At 31.2% G+C, this 18610-nt stretch carries 18 protein-coding genes; 8 read left to right on the top strand and 10 right to left on the bottom strand.

What is annotated here, in order from left to right; genetic code table 11:
* Positions 1 to 174 precede the first annotated feature (174 nt).
* The gene (locus tag ABD771_RS12475; RefSeq protein ID WP_345095070.1) at positions 175 to 2391 is read left to right on the top strand and encodes a TonB-dependent receptor; all 2217 of its coding nucleotides are present in this window, start codon (positions 175 to 177) and stop codon (positions 2389 to 2391) included.
* A gap of 62 nt (positions 2392 to 2453) precedes the next feature.
* Here ABD771_RS12475 and ABD771_RS12470 read toward each other — a convergent pair whose 3' ends face one another.
* Positions 2454 to 2873 (bottom strand): Rieske (2Fe-2S) protein, encoded by a 420-nt coding sequence (locus tag ABD771_RS12470; RefSeq protein WP_345095068.1) that lies wholly within the window; start codon positions 2871 to 2873, stop codon positions 2454 to 2456.
* A 240-nt stretch (positions 2874 to 3113) separates the two neighbouring features.
* Here ABD771_RS12470 and greA point away from each other — a divergent pair, with 240 nt between their 5' ends.
* From greA to ABD771_RS12455, 3 genes are all read left to right on the top strand, one after another.
* Positions 3114 to 3590, top strand: a complete 477-nt coding sequence (gene greA, locus ABD771_RS12465; RefSeq protein ID WP_345095066.1) for a transcription elongation factor GreA — start codon at positions 3114 to 3116, stop codon at positions 3588 to 3590.
* A gap of 2 nt (positions 3591 to 3592) precedes the next feature.
* Positions 3593 to 3982 carry an HIT family protein gene (locus ABD771_RS12460; RefSeq protein WP_345095063.1) on the top strand — a complete coding sequence of 130 codons (390 nt, stop codon included), beginning with the start codon at positions 3593 to 3595 and terminating at the stop codon, positions 3980 to 3982.
* 69 nt (positions 3983 to 4051) lie between these two features.
* Positions 4052 to 5203: a transglutaminase domain-containing protein gene (locus ABD771_RS12455; protein WP_345095061.1), complete on the top strand. Its 1152-nt coding sequence runs from the start codon at positions 4052 to 4054 to the stop codon at positions 5201 to 5203.
* Here the strand turns inward: ABD771_RS12455 and ABD771_RS12450 are convergent, their stop codons facing one another.
* Positions 5204 to 6349, bottom strand: coding sequence for a sensor histidine kinase (locus tag ABD771_RS12450; protein ID WP_345095445.1), 1146 nt, complete (start codon positions 6347 to 6349; stop codon positions 5204 to 5206).
* Positions 6350 to 6500: 151 nt separating this feature from the next.
* On the opposite strand from ABD771_RS12450, the gene ABD771_RS12445 reads away from it, so the two are divergent.
* The 3 genes from ABD771_RS12445 (at position 6501) to aat (ending at position 8529) form a co-directional block, all read left to right on the top strand.
* Positions 6501 to 7376, top strand: a complete 876-nt coding sequence (locus ABD771_RS12445; protein ID WP_345095059.1) for a flavin reductase family protein — start codon at positions 6501 to 6503, stop codon at positions 7374 to 7376.
* Positions 7377 to 7387: 11 nt separating this feature from the next.
* Entirely contained in the window at positions 7388 to 7768 is a 381-nt protein-coding gene (locus ABD771_RS12440; protein ID WP_345095057.1) for a DUF3127 domain-containing protein, read from the top strand.
* A gap of 125 nt (positions 7769 to 7893) precedes the next feature.
* Entirely contained in the window at positions 7894 to 8529 is a 636-nt protein-coding gene (gene aat, locus ABD771_RS12435) for a leucyl/phenylalanyl-tRNA--protein transferase (RefSeq protein WP_345095055.1), read from the top strand.
* Here the strand turns inward: aat and ABD771_RS12430 are convergent.
* The 8 genes from ABD771_RS12430 to rplM all read right to left on the bottom strand — a co-directional run bounded on the left by ABD771_RS12430 (position 8526) and on the right by rplM (position 17292).
* A complete protein-coding gene (locus tag ABD771_RS12430; protein WP_345095053.1) occupies positions 8526 to 9257 on the bottom strand; it encodes a YoaK family protein in 732 nt (243 codons plus the stop codon). The two genes, aat and ABD771_RS12430, sit on opposite strands and share 4 nt — an antisense overlap.
* 62 nt (positions 9258 to 9319) lie before the next feature.
* The gene (locus ABD771_RS12425; protein WP_345095051.1) at positions 9320 to 9880 is read right to left on the bottom strand and encodes a DNA-3-methyladenine glycosylase I; all 561 of its coding nucleotides are present in this window, start codon (positions 9878 to 9880) and stop codon (positions 9320 to 9322) included.
* A complete protein-coding gene (locus ABD771_RS12420; protein WP_345095049.1) occupies positions 9870 to 10520 on the bottom strand; it encodes a queuosine precursor transporter in 651 nt (216 codons plus the stop codon). The genes ABD771_RS12425 and ABD771_RS12420 overlap by 11 nt, the downstream gene beginning before the upstream one ends.
* A gap of 15 nt (positions 10521 to 10535) precedes the next feature.
* Positions 10536 to 14300, bottom strand: a complete 3765-nt coding sequence (locus ABD771_RS12415; protein ID WP_345095047.1) for a TraB/GumN family protein — start codon at positions 14298 to 14300, stop codon at positions 10536 to 10538.
* 178 nt (positions 14301 to 14478) lie between these two features.
* Positions 14479 to 15303, bottom strand: a complete 825-nt coding sequence (tsf, locus tag ABD771_RS12410; RefSeq protein WP_345095045.1) for a translation elongation factor Ts — start codon at positions 15301 to 15303, stop codon at positions 14479 to 14481.
* Between the two features lie 139 nt (positions 15304 to 15442).
* Entirely contained in the window at positions 15443 to 16273 is an 831-nt protein-coding gene (rpsB, locus tag ABD771_RS12405; RefSeq protein WP_345095043.1) for a 30S ribosomal protein S2, read from the bottom strand.
* 177 nt (positions 16274 to 16450) lie between these two features.
* Positions 16451 to 16837 (bottom strand): 30S ribosomal protein S9, encoded by a 387-nt coding sequence (rpsI, locus tag ABD771_RS12400; protein WP_298307776.1) that lies wholly within the window; start codon positions 16835 to 16837, stop codon positions 16451 to 16453.
* Positions 16837 to 17292, bottom strand: coding sequence for a 50S ribosomal protein L13 (rplM, locus tag ABD771_RS12395; protein ID WP_298307779.1), 456 nt, complete (start codon positions 17290 to 17292; stop codon positions 16837 to 16839). Before rplM ends, rpsI begins: the two co-directional genes overlap by 1 nt.
* A 277-nt stretch (positions 17293 to 17569) precedes the next feature.
* Here rplM and ABD771_RS12390 point away from each other — a divergent pair, with 277 nt between their 5' ends.
* On the top strand, positions 17570 to 18595 hold the full coding sequence (locus tag ABD771_RS12390; protein WP_345095040.1) for a LacI family DNA-binding transcriptional regulator: 1026 nt from the start codon (positions 17570 to 17572) through the stop codon (positions 18593 to 18595).
* Positions 18596 to 18610: the final 15 nt, after the last annotated feature.

The raw sequence follows: 18610 nt of genomic DNA, 5'->3' as shown, positions 1-18610 counted from the left end.
ATTAATGAAAGCTGAGATTATACCCAATGAACCTGGGCAGGTAATGCTGCTAAGGGAAAAATGACAGATTATTTTGTGGTGTGTACGCTACAAAAATGTCATAGGAAACAACTAATTAATTTTTTAATCCAAAAGAATAATTACCTCTTTTTATTCGTATAATTTATTTTACGAATGGAAATTTTATTAGCTACGCTCAGTTCGCCAAAAGCTCGAGTCAAACAAATTTGCCACAAAGGCACAAAGACTCGAAATGTTTCGCTGTCTATTTTCTTTTCTCTATTTTCTTTTTTCTCTGTCAGTCAAGAGAAACCCAAGGACACAACAAAAGTTACAACTCTTGATGAAGTTTTAATTGCAGGAGTTCGAGCCCAAAAAAACAATCCAGTTACTTTTACCAATGTAAGCAAAGAAGAAATTGCTCCTAGAAATCTTGGGCAAGACATTCCGGTGCTACTTAATTATTTACCTTCTGTAGTCTCAACAACCGATGCTGGAAACGGAATTGGTTACACTTACATGAGAGTAAGAGGAACAGATGGTTCTAGAATCAATGTCACTTTAAACGGAGTTCCATTCAATGACAGCGAAAGCCAAGGGACATTTTTTGTAAATCTACCTGATTTTGCATCTTCACTGCAAAGTATTCAATTGCAACGAGGAGTTGGAACATCTACAAATGGTGCTGGTGCTTTTGGAGCAAGTTTGAACATGCAAACCAAATCTTTTCAAGAAAAATCTTATGCAGAAATTGCTAATTCTGTTGGAAGTTTCAACACAAGAAAACACACATTAGCTTTCGGAACAGGTTTACACGATAATTTTGAATTTAACGGAAGAATTTCTCAAATCGCTTCTGATGGTTATGTCGATAGAGCTGCTACCAATATGTTTGGTTATTTTTTCAATGCCAATTATATTTATAAATCAACTCAAATTAAGGCATTGTTTTTTGGAGGAAAAGAAAAAACCTATCAAGCATGGTATGGAATTGAAGATTTGGATAAATTAAAAAACGATAGAACTTTCAATCCAGCAGGAATGTATTTTGACGCTGATGGAACAATGCTTTTTCACGATAACGAAACCGATAACTATTGGCAAAATCATTTTCAGTTGCATTGGTCAGAAAATTGGTCAGAAAATTGGTCTTCTAATGTTGCTCTTCACTATACAATTGGTAAAGGATATTTTGAACAATATAAAGAAGACGAAACTTTATCTGATTATTATTTACCCGATTTTCAAGGAAATTCAACTTCAGATTTAATTAGAAAACGATGGTTGGATAATGATTTTTTTGGAACAACATTTACATTAAATTACAAAAAAAATAAAACAAATATTTTATTTGGTGGTGCTGCAAATCGATATTTAGGAAAGCATTTTGGTGAAGTCATTTGGACACAATATTATGTTCCAAATTCAAATAGATACTACAATAATATTGGAAACAAAGATGATGTGAATGCCTATGTAAAAGCATCACAAACTTTTGGAAAATTGAACTTATTCGCAGATTTACAATATAGAATGGTTTTTTATGAAGCCAATAGTGTACGATTTGATGATGTAAATGATACGTTTAGATTTTTTAATCCAAAAGTTGGTTTAAATTATCAATTGAACAGCAAAAATGCTTTTTACACTTTTGCTGGAATCGCAAATAAAGAACCAAGAAGAGACGATTATGAAAACGGAAGCACAAAATCGGAGCGCTTATTTGATTTTGAATTGGGTTGGAAATATACTTCCAAAAAAATGCTTGTCAATGCAAATGCTTTTTACATGCGATATAAAAATCAATTGGTCTTAACAGGGGCTTTGAATGATGTAGGTTCGCCAATTTTTACAAATAGTGGTTCAAGTTACAGATTGGGATTGGAGTTAGAATCTACCTTAAAATTGGGAAGCAAGTTTACGCTTCAACCTAATGTGACTTTAAGTCAAAACAAGAACGAAGATTTCTTTTTTCAATGTAATGGAGTTCTTCAAAACTTAGGTAATACTAATATTGCTTTTTCACCAAATCTTGTAATTGGTAATGCAATAACCTATTCGCCAAAAAAGAATTTGAATCTAACAATCCTAAATAAATTCGTTGGAAAACAATATATGGGAAATATTGATACGGAAAAATCTGTATTAAAAGCTTACAATGCACACGATTTGAATATTACTTATCTGTGGACCATTAACAAAGGACTTAAATCAATTCTATTCTCAGGATTGATTAATAATGTTTTGGATAATAAATATGAGTCGAATGGCTATTTCTATACTTATGATGATGATTTTTCAAATCCAGGAACTATTACAACAATTGAAGGTGCAGGATATTTTCCGCAAGCAACAAGAAACTTTTTAGTCGGTGCAAAATTAACTTTTTAATGATAATCTAATTCTTAATAAAAAAGCCAAGATAGAATTTTTCCGACTTGGCTGTTTTTTTATTAGTTGTAAACTCTTATCACATCTCCATTTACTTCAACACGATATTTTTTTAAATCATAGGATTGTCCTGAAGATTGTCCTGTAAATAAATTGTAGTTTTCACTTCCACATGAGCAATTAGCATTGGATCCACTAATGTTTAAAGTAGAGCAAGTCGTTAAATCCTGATTTGGACATGCACCATCATAAGCATTAAATCCGCTTCCAGTATTAAATACAATGATTCCTCTTGAAGGACCTGAAGGATAAGCTTTTACAGCATTTCCTGTGAATTTTAAACTAGCATAAGTTGGCAAATTTGTATTCAAATCTATAGAGAAATTGTAATTTGGAAGATAAGGATTGTCATTATTAAACCGGTCTTTACTGCATCCAAAAATGAAAGTAGCGAAAAGAATTAATAGAGTTGTTTTTTTCATTTTAAAAATTTTACAAAAAGATTAGTTCAAAAAAAATTAAATTAGTTAACTTTGTACAACATTACTAGACAAAAATAGGAATTTAATAAACAAAAAAATATATCTTTGAAAAAAGAAATCCCGTTCCGATGGGATTTTTTCTATTTTATGATAACGATGAAATAGTAACTTTCGGTATAAAATTAACAGAAAAATAACTTCATTTAAGTTAAAAAGTGAAGCTTAATAAAGAATAAAATTATGAGTACAGTATCGTATTATACAGCTGAAGGATTAAAAAAATTAAAAGAAGAATTAGATCACTTAAAAAGTGTGATGCGCCCAAAAGCATCAGCAGATATAGCAGAAGCAAGAGATAAAGGTGATTTGTCTGAAAATGCAGAATATGACGCAGCCAAAGAAGCTCAAGGAATGTTAGAAATGCGTATTTCAAAATTGGAAGAAGTATATTCTAATGCAAGGTTAATTGACGAAAGTAATTTAGACTTATCTAAAGTGCTGGTTCTTTCTAAGGTGAAAATTAAAAATCAAGCCAACGGAATGGAATTGAATTATACATTGGTTGCTGAAAGTGAAGCCGATTTAAAAACAGGAAAAATCTCAGTGACTTCTCCAATAGGAAAAGGATTACTTGGTAAATCTGTTGGAGAAATAGCAGAAATCACTGTGCCTAATGGGACTATAAAATTTGAAATTGTGGAAATTTCACGTGATTAATTATGAGCAGTATTTTCACCAAAATAGTAAACGGAGAAATTCCTTGTTATAAAATTACGGAAGACGAGAATTTTTTAGCTTTTTTAGACGTAAATCCAAATGCTAAAGGACACACTTTATGTATTCCCAAACAAGAGATCAATAAAATATTTGATATTGAAGATGATTTATATTTAGGATTGATGGCTTTTTCAAAAAAAGTTGCCGTTGCTCTAGAAAAAACGGTTCCTTGCAAAAGGATTGGAATGGCTGTTATTGGTTTGGAAGTTCCTCATGCGCATGTTCATTTGATTCCTTTAAACGAAATGGATGAAATGCGTTTTCAAAACAAGGTTTCGCTAACTAAAGATGAGTTTGAAGATTTAGCGAAAGCGATTCAAAACAATTTATAAAGCAATTTATCGTTTCTTAAATACAAACCTGTTACGTTTATGGCTTAACGGGTTTTTTATTTTTATACTATGAAATTTAATTATCATATAATATTCTTATTTTTTTTCTCATCTGTAGTAGCTCAAGTAAAAAATGAATATGCTACAATTGATGCAGTTATGAATAAAATTCCAGCTGAAAAAACAACATCCACGACAGATATAGCTGATTATATCAACCTTAATTTTAAATCAGAATCGGATAAAATTAGAGCCGCATTTTATTGGACAGCTACCAATATTAGTTATGATATTGAGAATATGAATGAACCAAATTTTGTTTATTCCTCTTCAGAAAAGATTGCAAGTGCTTTGCAAAACAAGAGAGGCGTTTGTATTCATTATGCTGAGGTTTACAATGAAATAGCAAACAAACTGGCTATAAAAACTGTAATTGTGGTGGGTTACACCAAACAAAATGGTGTTGTTTCTCCTATTGGTCACGCATGGAATGCTTCTAAAATTGAAGGTAAATGGTTTCTTTTTGATCCAACTTGGGGTGCAGGTTACGTCAATAATTTGAAGTTTTATAAAAAACTAAATAATAATTTTTTTAAAACATCAGCTGCTAAAATGATTCAAACGCACATGCCATTTGACTATTTATGGCAATTTTCTAATGAGCCGATTACAAACCATGAGTTTTTTAGTGGAATTGTGCAAAAAGACAAACCTAAAATGAATTTTAATTTCGATTCAGAAATTGAAAAATATGAAACACATCCTAAGGAAGAGCAAGCATTTGAAGCAGCTGAACGCATCGAAAAAAATGCTGTAATTAATAATCTAATTGCTGAATATTTAGCTTCAAAAAAAGAGGAATTTAATGTGATTCGTCAAAATAAAAACATTGAAAAAGTAGCACAAATTGTATTAGACTACAATAGTGCGGTGGCTTCTCTAAATGATTTTATATTGTATAGGAATAAGAACTTCAGACCACTTTTCTCTGACGAAATTATTAGTGAAATGATAAATACACCTTTGGATGCATTAAAAAAATGTCAAGATGCCATTTATGGTGTAGGTTCTGTTGGAAAAGATAACACATCCAACTTGAAAACGCTTAAATCACAAATGGCTCAAAACATTAAAATAGCAACAGAACACGCACAGTTTGTTAAAGATTATTTGAGTAAAAACAAAGTGCAAAGAAAATTGATGTTTACAAAAACTAGATAATTATTTAGCTTTTTTATAAAGAATTTGCATTGTAGTTCCTTTATCAATCTCTGAATGGGCAACTTTTATTTTTCCATTATGATATTCCTCAACAATTCTTTTGGTTAGTGATAAACCCAATCCCCAACCACGTTTTTTAGTAGTAAATCCTGGTTCAAAAACACGTCTGTATTGATTTTTTGGAATACCTTTTCCAGAATCAATTACATTGATTTTTATGTTTTGACCTTCTTTTTCAATCAAGATTTTCAATTTGCCTCTGCCTTTCATAGCATCAATAGCATTTTTCATCAGATTTTCAATAGTCCAACTGTGTAAAGCCGGATTGATAGAAACCAAAATCGGATTTTTTGGAGCAGAAAAGGTAAAATCAACTTGTTTCGAAAAACGTGATTTTAAATAATCAAACGAATTTCTAGTTTCTTCAACAATATCTTTAGTTTCTAAAACAGGTTCTGAACCAATTTTAGAAAATCTTTCGGTTATAGTTTGCAATCTGTTGATGTCTTTTTCAATCTCAGAAACAGTGGTTTCGTCAACATTATCGGCTTTCATTATTTCTAACCAACCAATTAAAGAGGATAAAGGAGTTCCAATTTGATGTGCGGTTTCCTTCGCCATCCCTGCCCAAAGCTTATTCTGGGTGGCCATTTTAGTGCTTTTATAAAAATTGTAAACAACTGCTCCAAACAAGAAAATGATGAACAATAAAGCGATTGGGTAATACTTTAGTTTATTCAATAAAGAGGAATCACCATAATATAAATTGTGCGTTCGACCTTCAGAAATTTTCATCACAATTGGATCATTCTGGTTTTTTAGTCGCTGCAAAAAGTCTCTTAATTTGGTTTTGTCATTTACAATATCATCATCAATATTTATCTTATTTATAATAGAATCCTTTTCGGTAACTATGATAGGAATATTGGCAGTTTGAATAATTTGCAAAGGCAATTCCAAATCGGCATCTAAATCATCTGTATTGATTTTTTTTTGAGATAATGCCCAATGTTGCATTTTGACACGCTCTTCTTGCTTAAAAATTTGGAAAAAAGAATACGTATTCCACAAAATAAGAGAAACAATCACAAATGAAGTGATGATGATAATCCAACGCGTTGTGTTTCTTCTATCGGAGAATTGCATATTTAAAATTTGTTTAAAAGTAATGATTTTTTTCAAATTGAAATTGATTTTTGCACTTCGACAAGCTCAATGTGACAATTGCCTTTTGAAGTTGCCTTTTGAAATTGACTTTTGTCTTCGAATTCTTATCTTTGTAAAAATTCCAAATTTTATGCTAACAATTGATCCAAAAGAACTTTCTCCTATGAAATTGCAAGGTTATTTGCAAAGTGCTATTGCGCCAAGACCAATTGCATTTGCAAGTACAATAGACAAAAACGGAAAACCTAATTTATCACCGTTTAGTTTTTTCAATATTTTTAGTTCTAATCCACCAATTTTGGTTTTTTCACCAGCGCGAAGAGTTAGAAATAACACAACGAAGCACACTTTAATTAATTGTGAAGAGACACGTCAAGTAGTTATAAATGTTGTGAATTTTGATATTGTGCAACAAATGTCTTTATCAAGTACAGAATATCCTGATGGCGTTAATGAGTTTGCAAAATCGGGTCTGACTCCAATCCCATCAGAAATGGTAAAACCTTATCGCGTTGCCGAAAGTCCGGTGCAATTTGAATGTAAAGTCAATCAAATTATTCCATTAGGAACTGAAGGTGGAGCCGGAAATATGATTATTTGCGAAGTGGTTAAAATGCACATTAATGAAGCTGTTTTAGACGTTGAAGGTAATATTGATCCAATGAAAATTGACTTGGTTTCAAGATTAGGAGGAAATTGGTATTCGAGAGCCAATCAAGGACTTTTTGAAGTAGAAAAACCATTGGCAACTTTAGGAATAGGAGTAGATGTAATTCCAGAATTTGTGAGAGAAAGCCCTATTTTTAATGGGAATGATTTAGGAAAATTAGGAAATGTAGAAGCATTGCCAACCAATGAAGAAATTACTATATTTGTAAAACAAAATTTTGAAGTGAAAGGTGTTTTGAGTGCTGATGATGAGGTTAAAAAACACCAATTAGCCAAAGAATATTTAGATAAAAACGAGGTGCTTACCGCTTGGAAAGTGCTTTTAGCAAAACAATAAACAATAATATTATGGAAGTTTCAGGAAAAGTAAAAGTAGTAAGCGCAGAAATTCAAGTTAGTGCTACTTTCAGAAAAAGAGAATTAGTGGTAACTACAGATGAGCAGTATCCACAACACATTATGATTGAATTTACTCAGGATAAAAGTGATTTATTGAATAATGTTGCCGTTGGTGATGCGGTAAAAGTATCTATTAATTTAGGTGGAAGAGAATGGGTGAATCCTCAAGGAGAAACTAAATATTTTAATTCAATAAGAGGTTGGAGAGTTGAAAAAATTCAAACAGAAGCTCCAGCAGCCGCTCAACAAATGCCTCCAATGCCTGCAGCAGAAGCATTTGCTCCAGCAACTGATTTTAAAGAAGAAGAACACGACGATTTACCTTTCTAATAAGAGAATAGAGTAAAGAGAAAAGAATAAAGACTGCCATTCTAATTTTATATAAATTTTAGAATGGCTTTTGCTTATTTTATCTTTTCTCTTTCTTCTTTTTTCTATATTCTATTCTCTAAAAAATGTATTTCCTAACCAAAGAACTTTATTTTCCACCAGTTGAAGAAGCTTCCTATGAAGGAATTCTTGCTGTTGGTGGTGATTTGTCAATAGAACGATTATTACTTGCCTACAATAATGGAATTTTTCCTTGGTTTGATGTAGACGAACCCATTCTTTGGTGGTCGCCAAGTGATCGAATGGTTGTAAATCCAAAGGATTATAAAGTTTCTAAAAGTCTTCGAAATATTATTAATCGGAATATTTTTGAAGTTACTATCAATAAAGATTTCGAATCGGTTATTAAAAATTGTCAAGAAATTGAAAGAAAAGATCAAGATGGAACTTGGATTTCTAATGATATAATCGAATCTTACACAAAATTACATCAATTAGGAAAAGCAAAATCATTTGAAGTCTGGCAAAATAGTGAACTCGTTGGCGGATTGTATGGCGTCGATTTAGGTCATGTTTTTTGTGGTGAAAGCATGTTTTCTAAAGTTCCAAATGCTAGTAAAGTAGCTTTTGTAAAATTGATTGAATACTTAAAACAAAACAACTACAAACTTTTGGATTGCCAAGTTCATAACGACCATTTAGAAAAATTAGGAGCTTTTGAAATTTCAAGAAATGCTTTTATGATGATTTTGAAGTCTTAGTTTTCTTCTTCATGAAAACTTGATTTTATTTTTCTTTTTGTAAGATGATAGTAGATAATAATATTATCGAATAGCAGCGCAATTATTAGTGAAAGTGCTGCGAAAAGAAGGATTTTCAGTTCATATTTTTTATAGAAAATTCCTCCAAGAACACCTCCAAGAAAAAAGCATAAAATAATTGAAAGTCTAAGAAAAATACTTCTACGCAATCGCGATTTTTCTACTGGTTTTCTATAGAAAAAAAGTTGCGATATTTCAATTCCTAAATCAGTAAATAATCCTGTAAGATGAGTTGTTCTTACTACAGATTGTGATATTTGAGTTACCAAAGCATTTTGAATTCCCATTGAAAAAAGTAATAAATAAGCAATGTATTCTTGATGTTTTACAAATCCTATTCCAATAAGTAGCAAAATAGCAACTTCAATTATCATTGGAAACGCATGTGCAATTTTAGGTTTTCTTAACGAAGTGATTTCGATTAATGCATTACAAGTAAAAGCTCCAACTAAAAAAGATAAAATGAATAGGAGGAAAGTAATTGCTTTTGAATAGTTTTTCAAAGAAATTTCTTCTGCAAAAAAAGCAAAATGACCAGTTACATTAGTTGTTAAAGTCGCTACAGAAAGTACGCCTGCAATATTCACAATTCCAGCAATAAATGAAAGATTGGATGCAAGTCGTAAATTGTGTATAAACGTTCTTCTACTTCCTTTGTGACGAAACATGTTTTTTGTTTTAACTAAAGGTAGTGATTTTAATCATCAAATAGCGAAAATAGTTTAGTAATCTACTTCTGCGTCCAACAATCAGCAACGTGATCATTTACCATTCCTGTAGCTTGCATGTGAGCATACACGACAGTTGAACCTACAAATTTGAATCCGCGTTTCTTTAAGTCTTTACTAATTTCATCGGAAAGTGGCGTAGTTGCTGTAACTTCTTTTAAGGATTTTCTGTTGTTTTCAATGGGTTTTCCGTCAGTGAAATTCCAAATGTACTTAGAGAAACTTCCAAATTCTTTTTGCACTTCCATAAAGGCAATGGCGTTTGAAATTGTTCCTCTTATTTTCAATTGGTTTCTAATAATTCCGGCATCTTGAAGTAATTCTTGCACTTTTTCTTCACCATAATTTGCAACTTTTTTGTAATTAAAATTATCAAAAGCAGCTCTGAAGTTTTCTCTTTTCTTCAAAATGGTATACCAACTCAATCCTGCCTGAAAAGTTTCTAGAATTAAAAATTTAAATAATTTATCGTCATCGTAAACAGGTTTTCCCCATTCATTATCATGATAATCTCTATATAAATCGTCTTTTTCGCACCAGGCGCAACGTACTTTATTTTCCATCTTTGGCTAAATATTGTTCTATCAAATAATGTCCTAAATAGATCATTGGCGTCATCAAAATTGCAATCACTAATTTAACAGAATATCCAGTGAATCCTGAAATAATATAGGTTTTTCCATCCATAATTCCAGGTAAGTAAAACGCAATTCCGAGTACAATAAAACTATCAAACAGTTGTGAAATTACAGTAGAACCAGTACTTCTCAACCAAATCATTTTGTTGCCAGTTCTGTTTTTTACAAAATGAAAAATGGTTACATCAATTAATTGTGAAACCAAAAAGGCTGCAATACTTCCAATAATAATCAATTGACTTTGTCCAAAAACTGCTTGAAATTGCTCAGTAGTAACCGAACTAATTCCTGTTGAAGGAATTTTGATTGCAAAAAATAAAATGATAAAGGTATATGCAATTAATCCTGCAGTAATAAGCGAAAGTTTCTTAACGCCTTTTTCACCAAAGTATTCGTTGATTAAATCGGTGGTGATAAAAACAATAGGCCAAGGCAGAATTCCAATACTCATCGGAACACCAAAAACGTCAATCAATTTTCCGCCAGTTAGTTCAGCAACAATAGCATTAGTGATAAAAATTCCTGCTAGAATTACATAAACAATATCTTTTCTTTTTTGAAACATAGTTTTTCTTGAAGTTTAGTATTCATCATACAAATGTAAATTCATACGATCAATATTTTTTTCAAATGTTGCTCTTCCGTGCTCTTCATTCAATGCTTTGTTTGTTATAGCATCGATACGTTTTGTTATATCCTCATCGTCCTCAAGCTTCTTTTTGTCATAAATTTTGTATGCTAAAGGATTGATTTTTCCTTTTTCACTTATAAAAGCTATAGTGTAGATATAGGTGTTTTTAATTTTTTGATAACCACTTGTTTTATCAAATTTATAAAAATAAAGGCTAATCTCCTTGTTGTTTTTAGTTTCAATTCGTTTTTCAATAAATTCAATAGAATCTTTGGTTTTAAGATTTTCAAAACTTAAAATTGCAGATTCAACAATTTCTTCATCTTTTAAGGTAGGTAGCAGATTGAATTTGTCTTTGAAATTTAACAATAGAATTGTAGCAAATTTTGTCTTTTCATTTTCTAATGTTAATAAAATTTCTTCTTTGCTAATTTTATCGTTTACAACACCTAAACGTAATAATTCGACATTTAATTCTGGTATATCTAATCCTTTTATTTTCTGAAATAAAGCATCGGTGTCTTTATCTGATTGAAAATTGTATAATAAATCAATATAGTTTATCAAGTCATCAACAGGAGCTGAAGTTTCCTCGGAATTGTAATCTTCTTCCTCTCCATCTATTGCAACTGCAACAGTTGTATCAACAGCGGTTTCATAAGAGATTTCATCTGCTAAATCTATTTCTTCTTCTGGTTTGATGTTTTTTTCTTTCCAGCTCACGACTCTTTTGTATTCTAACTTGGCATTTGTTAATACCATTTTCTTGAAAGAACTGATTTTCTTTGGAGAAATTAAATTTTTGTCAAATAATGAGTTACATAAACTCAATGTAGGTTTGTTGTATTCCTTAATGCTATAAAATTGGAATATTTTCGGGAACAGTTCTTTACTATTTTCTAAATCTGAATCAAATAGGCTGAACAAACTAGTAATATCATATTGCTTGTCGGTTATAGGTAAATCATATTCTAATAATTCAATTATTTTCTGATAAGCAGCTTTAGATTTTTGACGAGTTAGAGCTTTTAAAATTTCAATTTGAGTATTGGTTTTTGTTTTTTCGTCTTTATATTTTGTTTCCAAATACGGAATTGTCTTAGGATTTTTTAAGGAACCAATACGCATCAATAAACTCGAAGGTGCTTCTTTTTCAGATTCTTTAAACTTGAATGTGTCTATGAAATTAGTTACAGCATCAAAATCTTTATCGGCAATTTTTAATTCATCAATAGATTCCATTGCTGAGAATCGAATAGTGTCTTTTTTACTATTGATATCATTCAAAAACAAATCGAATTTGTCTTCAAAAATAGAAGTAGTATCTTTAGAAGTAGGTTCTAAGGAATTAAATGTTTTTTCTATAAACGTATCGTCATTTTTATATTCCCTTTCAATTAAAGTTTCCATTTTGTAGTAGGCATTCCCTTTAACCAAGGTCTTGTATTTAATGGCTTGAGTTGCATTTGCCTTGGATACAACGGCTTCAAAAATATGAGTATTATCTTCTTTATTGAAATTGTAGGATTTTGATAGAAATTCATATTTTTCATCATTTTTCTCTAATAAATCAAACCACTTTGAATTTGAAAATCCTTTTTTGTTAATAAAATTATAAATCAAGGATACATTAGATTGATAATCATAGTCTTCATCATAATCTGGAACATAATCATCTTCATAATTATTAAATCTACCCTTTAAGTCCATCAATGAGTTATAATCTTTAGTATAACCTTTAAAAAAGTAATTTTTAAGTGAATCTAAACTTTCAAAAGATTCATATTTGTGAAATTTATTGTATTCCAAATCAATAGCTTTACCATTGTCAGTATAAAAAGTGTAAATTTTGTTTTTCGACATAAATGAGTTTTTGGTTTTAAACTCATAATCTTCAAGATTTAAAAATGTTTTTTTATTTATTTTTTCTGGAATCTCAACTTTAAAATCGTTTACAGTATCGTTATAAACTTTATTAATTACAATTCGTCCATTTTTAGTAAAATCAAATGATTGGAAGTAATTATCTGTGTTTTTGTCTGACGCATTTACAGTTCCAAGAAGGAAATATTTGTTGCCTTTAATAAAGGTTTTTAGTCTAATTTTTTTTTCGCCAATCTTTGAAGATGATTCGTTTGTTGTTGCGTTGTGTGTTACATCATCTAGCTCATTTTGCATGTAAAACTCTGCTTGTATTTGTTCGTGTTCATAGTCAGTATTTTCAAGCTCTGCAGTTCCGTTAAACGATTCTTCGGTTAAAAAATAAAAAGCATTTTCAGATTTATCATAAGATTGAATCGTGATATCGTTATCAATTTTATCAACTTCATTACCATGTATAACGCTATAAGAAGGTATTTTTATACTAAATCCACCCTTTAACGGAGTAAAACTATCCCATGAGCTTTGTAGATTTTTAATTTCAATTTTGTCAAATAGTTGGTTTTCATATTGTCTTACATATTCACCAGTACCTGTCATTGAAACAGCAATAATTTCTAAAGGTGTAATGTAATATCTATAGCGTTGTGCATTTCCAGATTTTGTTTTGTTTTTTATGTCGTATCCTTTGTAGTTTTCTGTTTCAAAAAACTTTTTTTCAATGATAGTTCCTGCAATATTCTCAAAGAAAAGGCTGTCTAATGCTTTTGGATTGAAAGTGTCATCTTTTTTCTTTAAAAAATAATTCAGTGGTAATCTGTTTATATTGACAGAGCCACCATTTGTCAAATCAATACATGCTGTTACTTCGTTTATAGTTCTCGGATTTTTAAAAAGAGGCATTTTTAAAATTCCATCTTTAGTAGTAAAAGGATTCAATACTGGATTTGGAAAATACTCTTCAATTGTTTTTTTCTGTTTTTCTCCGAAAGGTGTTAGCACATCTATTATTGGTTTTACACTATATCCTTTTTTGATTAAAAGTTGTAAAACACCTTCATTTCCTGCCAAATGCGCAGCACCAACAGCAGCAAATAAACTTCCAGTTTTAGCAATTGAATCAATGCTGTTTGCCATAGTAACATTTCTTTCGGTAATTAAAATGCCATGCGATTTTTTAGAGTAAATCAATTTATAAATAGAGTCAAGCATTACGATGTCTTTCTCTCTATAAAAATCATTTGAAACTGTTTGGAAGTTTCTATTTTTTAATATTTTCATTAAAGCCATTCTCACTTCTTCTTTTGGCTCTTCCATATCGTTTTGCATTTTCATCACTTTAAGAAACGACTCTTGAGCATCTTCTAAACCAGTTACTTTTTTGTTGTATTTTTTACCAGTTTGATGTATAAACATATCAAGAACTGTGTTTTCCTGAAAATCAGCTTGTTCGCTGTTGTTTCCAGAAGTCATCGTGTTGTAGATATTTACATTTGAAAACAACGGATACAATGCTTCTTTTTTTAATGGAGCTAAATTGAAACGACTATAAAGTTTTTGTGAATTGCCATTTTCTTGGTTGGTCATCAAATCAAATAGTACTTCCCAGCTTTCAGGATTACTTTCATTACTTACAATATCAGCTTCTAGTAAGTGTTTATAAAAAGCGTCGGAGAGATGATAAGAAATCTTTTCATTTACATGCATGGTGCCATATAAATAAGACTTTTTAGTCAAACCGTTTCCAGAAATTTCCCAAAGCAAAGTTTTTTCAGTTTGAGCAATAGAAGTAAAACTCAATAATAATAAGAAGGCAGCGAATATCTTTTTCAAAGTGTGTGATTTTTAAACAAATATAATTAGAAAATAATCATTTTAACACAACGACTAATTTTTTCATATATTTTTTGTGAAGATAAATAAAATAAAAAAACCTCGATTCAATTAAGAACCGAGGTTTATATTGTTTGAATTACTTTGTACTTCGTACTTCGTAAATCGTACTTTATATTTATCCTAAAGCAACTCTTCTGAAACCTATAACAGTTAAACCACCGTCAACAGATTTAATGTAAGAAGCAACGCTCATAGAACCATCTTTAATGTAATCTTGGTTTACTAAAGTGTTGTCTTTGTAGAAACGTTGGATTTTACCTTTAGCGATATTGTCCAACATAGCTTCTGGTTTTCCTTCTTGACGTAATTGATCTTTAGCGATTTCAATTTCTTTTTCAATGATTGATGCATCAACACCAGCTTCATCTAAAGCAATTGGATTCATTGCAGCAGCTTGCATTGCTACGTTTCTTGCAGCTTCTTCAGCGCCTTCAACATTAGCAGATAATGCAGTTAAAACAGCAATTTTGTTTCCAGCGTGAATGTAAGAACCAACGAAAGCACCACTTAATCTTTCGAAAGAAGCGATTTCGATTTTTTCTCCAATTACACCAGTTTGCTCAATTAATTTGTCAGCAACAGTGATACCATTAAAATCTGAAGCTAAAAATGCTTCTTTAGTATCATAGTTTAATGCTTGGTTAGCTAAATCAGTAGCTAATTTTACGAAACCTTCATTTTTTCCAACGAAGTCAGTTTCGCAATTTAATGTGATAACAACACCAGATGTTTTGTCAGCGTTAACAACTGCGATTGCAGCTCCTTCAGTAGATTCTCTGTCAGATCTGTTAGCAGCAACTTTTTGACCTTTTTTTCTAAGGTTTTCGATTGCTAAATCAAAATCTCCATCAGCTTCTACTAATGCTTTTTTGCAGTCCATCATACCTGCACCTGTGATTGTTCTTAATTTATTTACGTCTGCAGCAGTAATTGTTGCCATTTTGTTTTTATTTTAAGATTAAAAATTCTTGTAAAAAAAGAAATTCCAATTGACAAATCCCAAATTCCAATTTTAATAAATTATCAAATTTTGATAATTATTTGGAACTTGGAATTTACCTATTGGAATTTAAGTTTATTTATTCTTCTGATTTAGTTTCTTCTGTAGCTTCAACTTCTGCAACTGGAGTTTCTTCAACAACAGCAGCTTCTGGAGCAGCAACAGCTTCAACAACTTCAGCAGTTTCAACTTCAGCAGTATCATCACCTTCTTTTTCAGAAGTTCTGTTAGCTAATCCGTCTTTTACAGCGTCAGTTACTAAAGTTAAAATTTTATCAATTGATTTAGAAGCATCATCATTTGCAGGGATAACGTAATCTACCTCACGTGGGTCAGAGTTGGTATCAACCATTGCGAAAACTGGAATGTTTAATTTTTGTGCTTCTTTGATTGCGATGTGTTCAGCTTTGATATCAACTACAAATAATGCAGCTGGTAATCTAGACATGTCAGCGATAGAACCTAAGTTTTTCTCTAATTTAGCACGAAGACGATCAACCTGAAGTCTTTCTTTTTTAGAAAGCGTCATGAATGTTCCGTCTTTTTTCATTCTATCGATTGTTGCCATTTTTTTAACAGCTTTACGGATAGTAACGAAGTTTGTTAACATACCACCAGGCCATCTTTCTGTGATGTAAGGCATGTTACAAGCTAATGCTTTTTCTGAAACGATATCTTTTGCTTGTTTTTTGGTAGCTACGAAAAGTATTTTTCTACCTGATGCTGCAATTTTTTTCATAGCTTCACCAGCTTCTTCAATTTTTGCAGCAGTTTTATATAGGTTAATGATATGAATACCATTACGCTCCATATAAATGTAAGGAGCCATGTTTGGATCCCATTTACGAGTCATGTGTCCGAAGTGAACACCTGCTTCTAATAATTCTTTAACGTCAATTTTGTTTGCCATTGTGTAATAGTTTACGTTCCGTGTTATAGCAATTTTCAAGTAGTCACTTTCGGTATGTCTTGAAAATTTAGATGCTAAACTAATTCCCTTTTTATAAGGAATATCGACAACTTTGTTTTAAATTCAATTTTAATTGTAAAAATGTATCTGAAAAAATATTCTGATAAATATCGAATATTAACGTTTCGAGAATTGGAATCTCTTTCTCGCTTTTTTCTGACCGAATTTTTTACGTTCTACCATTCTTGGATCTCTTGTAAGTAATCCTTCTGGTTTTAAGATAGCTCTGTTTCCTTCGCCAACTTCACACATTACTCTTGCTAAAGCCATTCTTACAGCTTCTGCTTGTCCTGTTGAACCACCACCGTAAACATTTACTTTTACGTCAAAGTTGTTTACATTTTCTGTCATAGACATTGGTTGTAATACTTTGTACTGTAAAGTAGCCGTTGGGAAGTAAGTTGCAAATTCTTTTTTGTTTACAGTGATTTTACCTGTACCTTCAGTAACATAAACACGTGCAACTGCACATTTTCTTCTACCGATTTTGTGAATAACTCCCATTACTTTAAGTCGTTAAGGTTAACGGTTTTTGGTTGTTGAGCGCCATGTTTGTGCTCAGTACCAACATTTACATCTAAATTACGGAATAATTGTGCTCCTAATTTGTTTTTAGGCAACATTCCTTTTACAGCTTTTTCTACTAATAATGCAGGGTTTTTTTGTTGCATTACTTTAGCAGTTAAACTTCTTTGTCCTCCTGGATAACCTGTGTGTCTGATGTACGTTTTGTCATCTAACTTGTTTCCAGTTAAATTAATTTTCTCTGCGTTGATAACAATTACGTTATCTCCACAGTCAACGTGTGGTGAATAACTTGGCTTGTATTTACCTCTTAAAAGCATCGCGACTTTTGAAGCAAAACGACCTAAGTTATGACCTTCAGCGTCTACAACAATCCACTGTTTTTCAGCTGTGGCTTTGTTGGCAGAAACTGTTTTGTAGCTTAATGCGTCCATAATATTATTTTAATTAAACATTCCATTCCCAATTAAGGGAGTGCAAAAGTACAATTATTTATTATATATGCAAAAAGGATTTTGAATTTTAATTATTATTTTGAATTATAACGATTTATAGTATCCAAATTGATGGCTAATTAGCCCTGATTGTAGAGGAAATCCTTGTCTTTTTAGACAAGATTGGAACGTAAAGCAGGAAAATGGATTACAAAAATGCGCAAACCATTCGCTACTATCCATAATTTTCTTAAATTTACACCTTATATATAGTAAGATGAAATCGAAAGCCACTTTAAAACAAATTGCTAAGGAGCTAGGAGTCTCTGTTTCGACAGTTTCTAAGGCGTTGAATGATAGTCCGGAAATTAGTGAACCAACAAAGATCCGTGTTCAAGAATATGCGAAGTTGAAAAATTATAAACCAAATGTTATTGGGTTGAACTTAAAAAATCGTTCTACCAAAACGATTGGTGTAATTATTCCGAATATTCTAAATCAGTTTTTTGCAAAGGTTTTTACCGGAATTGAAAAAGTTGCCGATGAGAAAGGTTATAAAGTGATTACCTGTATTTCTAACGAATCTATAGAAAAAGAAATTAGTGCCTTAGAAATGTTGAGTAATGGTACGATTGATGGATTTATTTTATCCATTTCGGAAGAAGCTCAAAAGTTGCAACAATTTGGTCATTTCAAATCGATTATCAACGAAGGTACGCCAATTGTGATGTTTGATAGAATTGCAGATGAAGTAAATTGCGATAAAGTTATTGTTGACGATTTAGATTCAGCCGTAAACGTAACAGAACATTTGATTAAAACTGGATGTAAAAAAATCGCCTTATTTTCATCTATTGATAATTTGAGTGTTGGAAAATTACGTGCTAAAGGTTTTTACAAAGCACTAGAAAATAACGGAATTAAAATCAATGAAAATTTAGTCATTTTAACAGAAACTGCTGAAGATTTTGATGCCAACTCGGCAAATTTCTTTGATAAAAACAAAGTGGATGCTGTATTTGCACTAGATGAACACGCTTCTGTTATGGCAATGAAACTAGGAATTAAAAAAGGATTGAAAATTCCGGATGAACTTTCTATTATTGGTTTTGCTGATGGTGTTTGGTCAAGAAGATTAACGCCAAGTTTATCAACCGTAAGTCAGCATGGTCCTGAAATTGGTGAAGTAGCTACAAAAATGCTTATTGAGAAATTGGAAAGTAAAGAGGAAGTTTACAGTCACAAAACAACCATAGTAAAAACAGAATTACGTCAAAGAGAATCGACTAGGAAGATTAAATAGTTTTTAAATTATATT

It is taken from the genome of Flavobacterium chungnamense, assembly GCF_039539165.1.
Classification (GTDB): domain Bacteria; phylum Bacteroidota; class Bacteroidia; order Flavobacteriales; family Flavobacteriaceae; genus Flavobacterium; species Flavobacterium chungnamense.
Note: the sequence above shows the minus strand (reverse complement) of the source record. Positions and strands in the feature narration are given on the sequence as shown.

Coding starts and splice junctions, on each gene's coding strand:
- ABD771_RS12450 (WP_345095445.1), bottom strand. CDS start 6,349: ATGCAATTCTCCGATAGAAGAAACACAACGCGTTGGATTATCATCATC.
- ABD771_RS12390 (WP_345095040.1), top strand. CDS start 17,570: ATGAAATCGAAAGCCACTTTAAAACAAATTGCTAAGGAGCTAGGAGTC.
- ABD771_RS12455 (WP_345095061.1), top strand. CDS start 4,052: ATGAAATTTAATTATCATATAATATTCTTATTTTTTTTCTCATCTGTA.
- rpsB (WP_345095043.1), bottom strand. CDS start 16,273: ATGGCAAACAAAATTGACGTTAAAGAATTATTAGAAGCAGGTGTTCAC.
- ABD771_RS12425 (WP_345095051.1), bottom strand. CDS start 9,880: ATGGAAAATAAAGTACGTTGCGCCTGGTGCGAAAAAGACGATTTATAT.
- ABD771_RS12430 (WP_345095053.1), bottom strand. CDS start 9,257: ATGTTTCGTCACAAAGGAAGTAGAAGAACGTTTATACACAATTTACGA.
- ABD771_RS12470 (WP_345095068.1), bottom strand. CDS start 2,873: ATGAAAAAAACAACTCTATTAATTCTTTTCGCTACTTTCATTTTTGGA.
- rplM (WP_298307779.1), bottom strand. CDS start 17,292: ATGGACGCATTAAGCTACAAAACAGTTTCTGCCAACAAAGCCACAGCT.
- ABD771_RS12445 (WP_345095059.1), top strand. CDS start 6,501: ATGCTAACAATTGATCCAAAAGAACTTTCTCCTATGAAATTGCAAGGT.
- ABD771_RS12420 (WP_345095049.1), bottom strand. CDS start 10,520: ATGTTTCAAAAAAGAAAAGATATTGTTTATGTAATTCTAGCAGGAATT.
- ABD771_RS12460 (WP_345095063.1), top strand. CDS start 3,593: ATGAGCAGTATTTTCACCAAAATAGTAAACGGAGAAATTCCTTGTTAT.
- rpsI (WP_298307776.1), bottom strand. CDS start 16,837: ATGGGAGTTATTCACAAAATCGGTAGAAGAAAATGTGCAGTTGCACGT.
- tsf (WP_345095045.1), bottom strand. CDS start 15,303: ATGGCAACAATTACTGCTGCAGACGTAAATAAATTAAGAACAATCACA.
- aat (WP_345095055.1), top strand. CDS start 7,894: ATGTATTTCCTAACCAAAGAACTTTATTTTCCACCAGTTGAAGAAGCT.
- ABD771_RS12475 (WP_345095070.1), top strand. CDS start 175: ATGGAAATTTTATTAGCTACGCTCAGTTCGCCAAAAGCTCGAGTCAAA.
- greA (WP_345095066.1), top strand. CDS start 3,114: ATGAGTACAGTATCGTATTATACAGCTGAAGGATTAAAAAAATTAAAA.
- ABD771_RS12440 (WP_345095057.1), top strand. CDS start 7,388: ATGGAAGTTTCAGGAAAAGTAAAAGTAGTAAGCGCAGAAATTCAAGTT.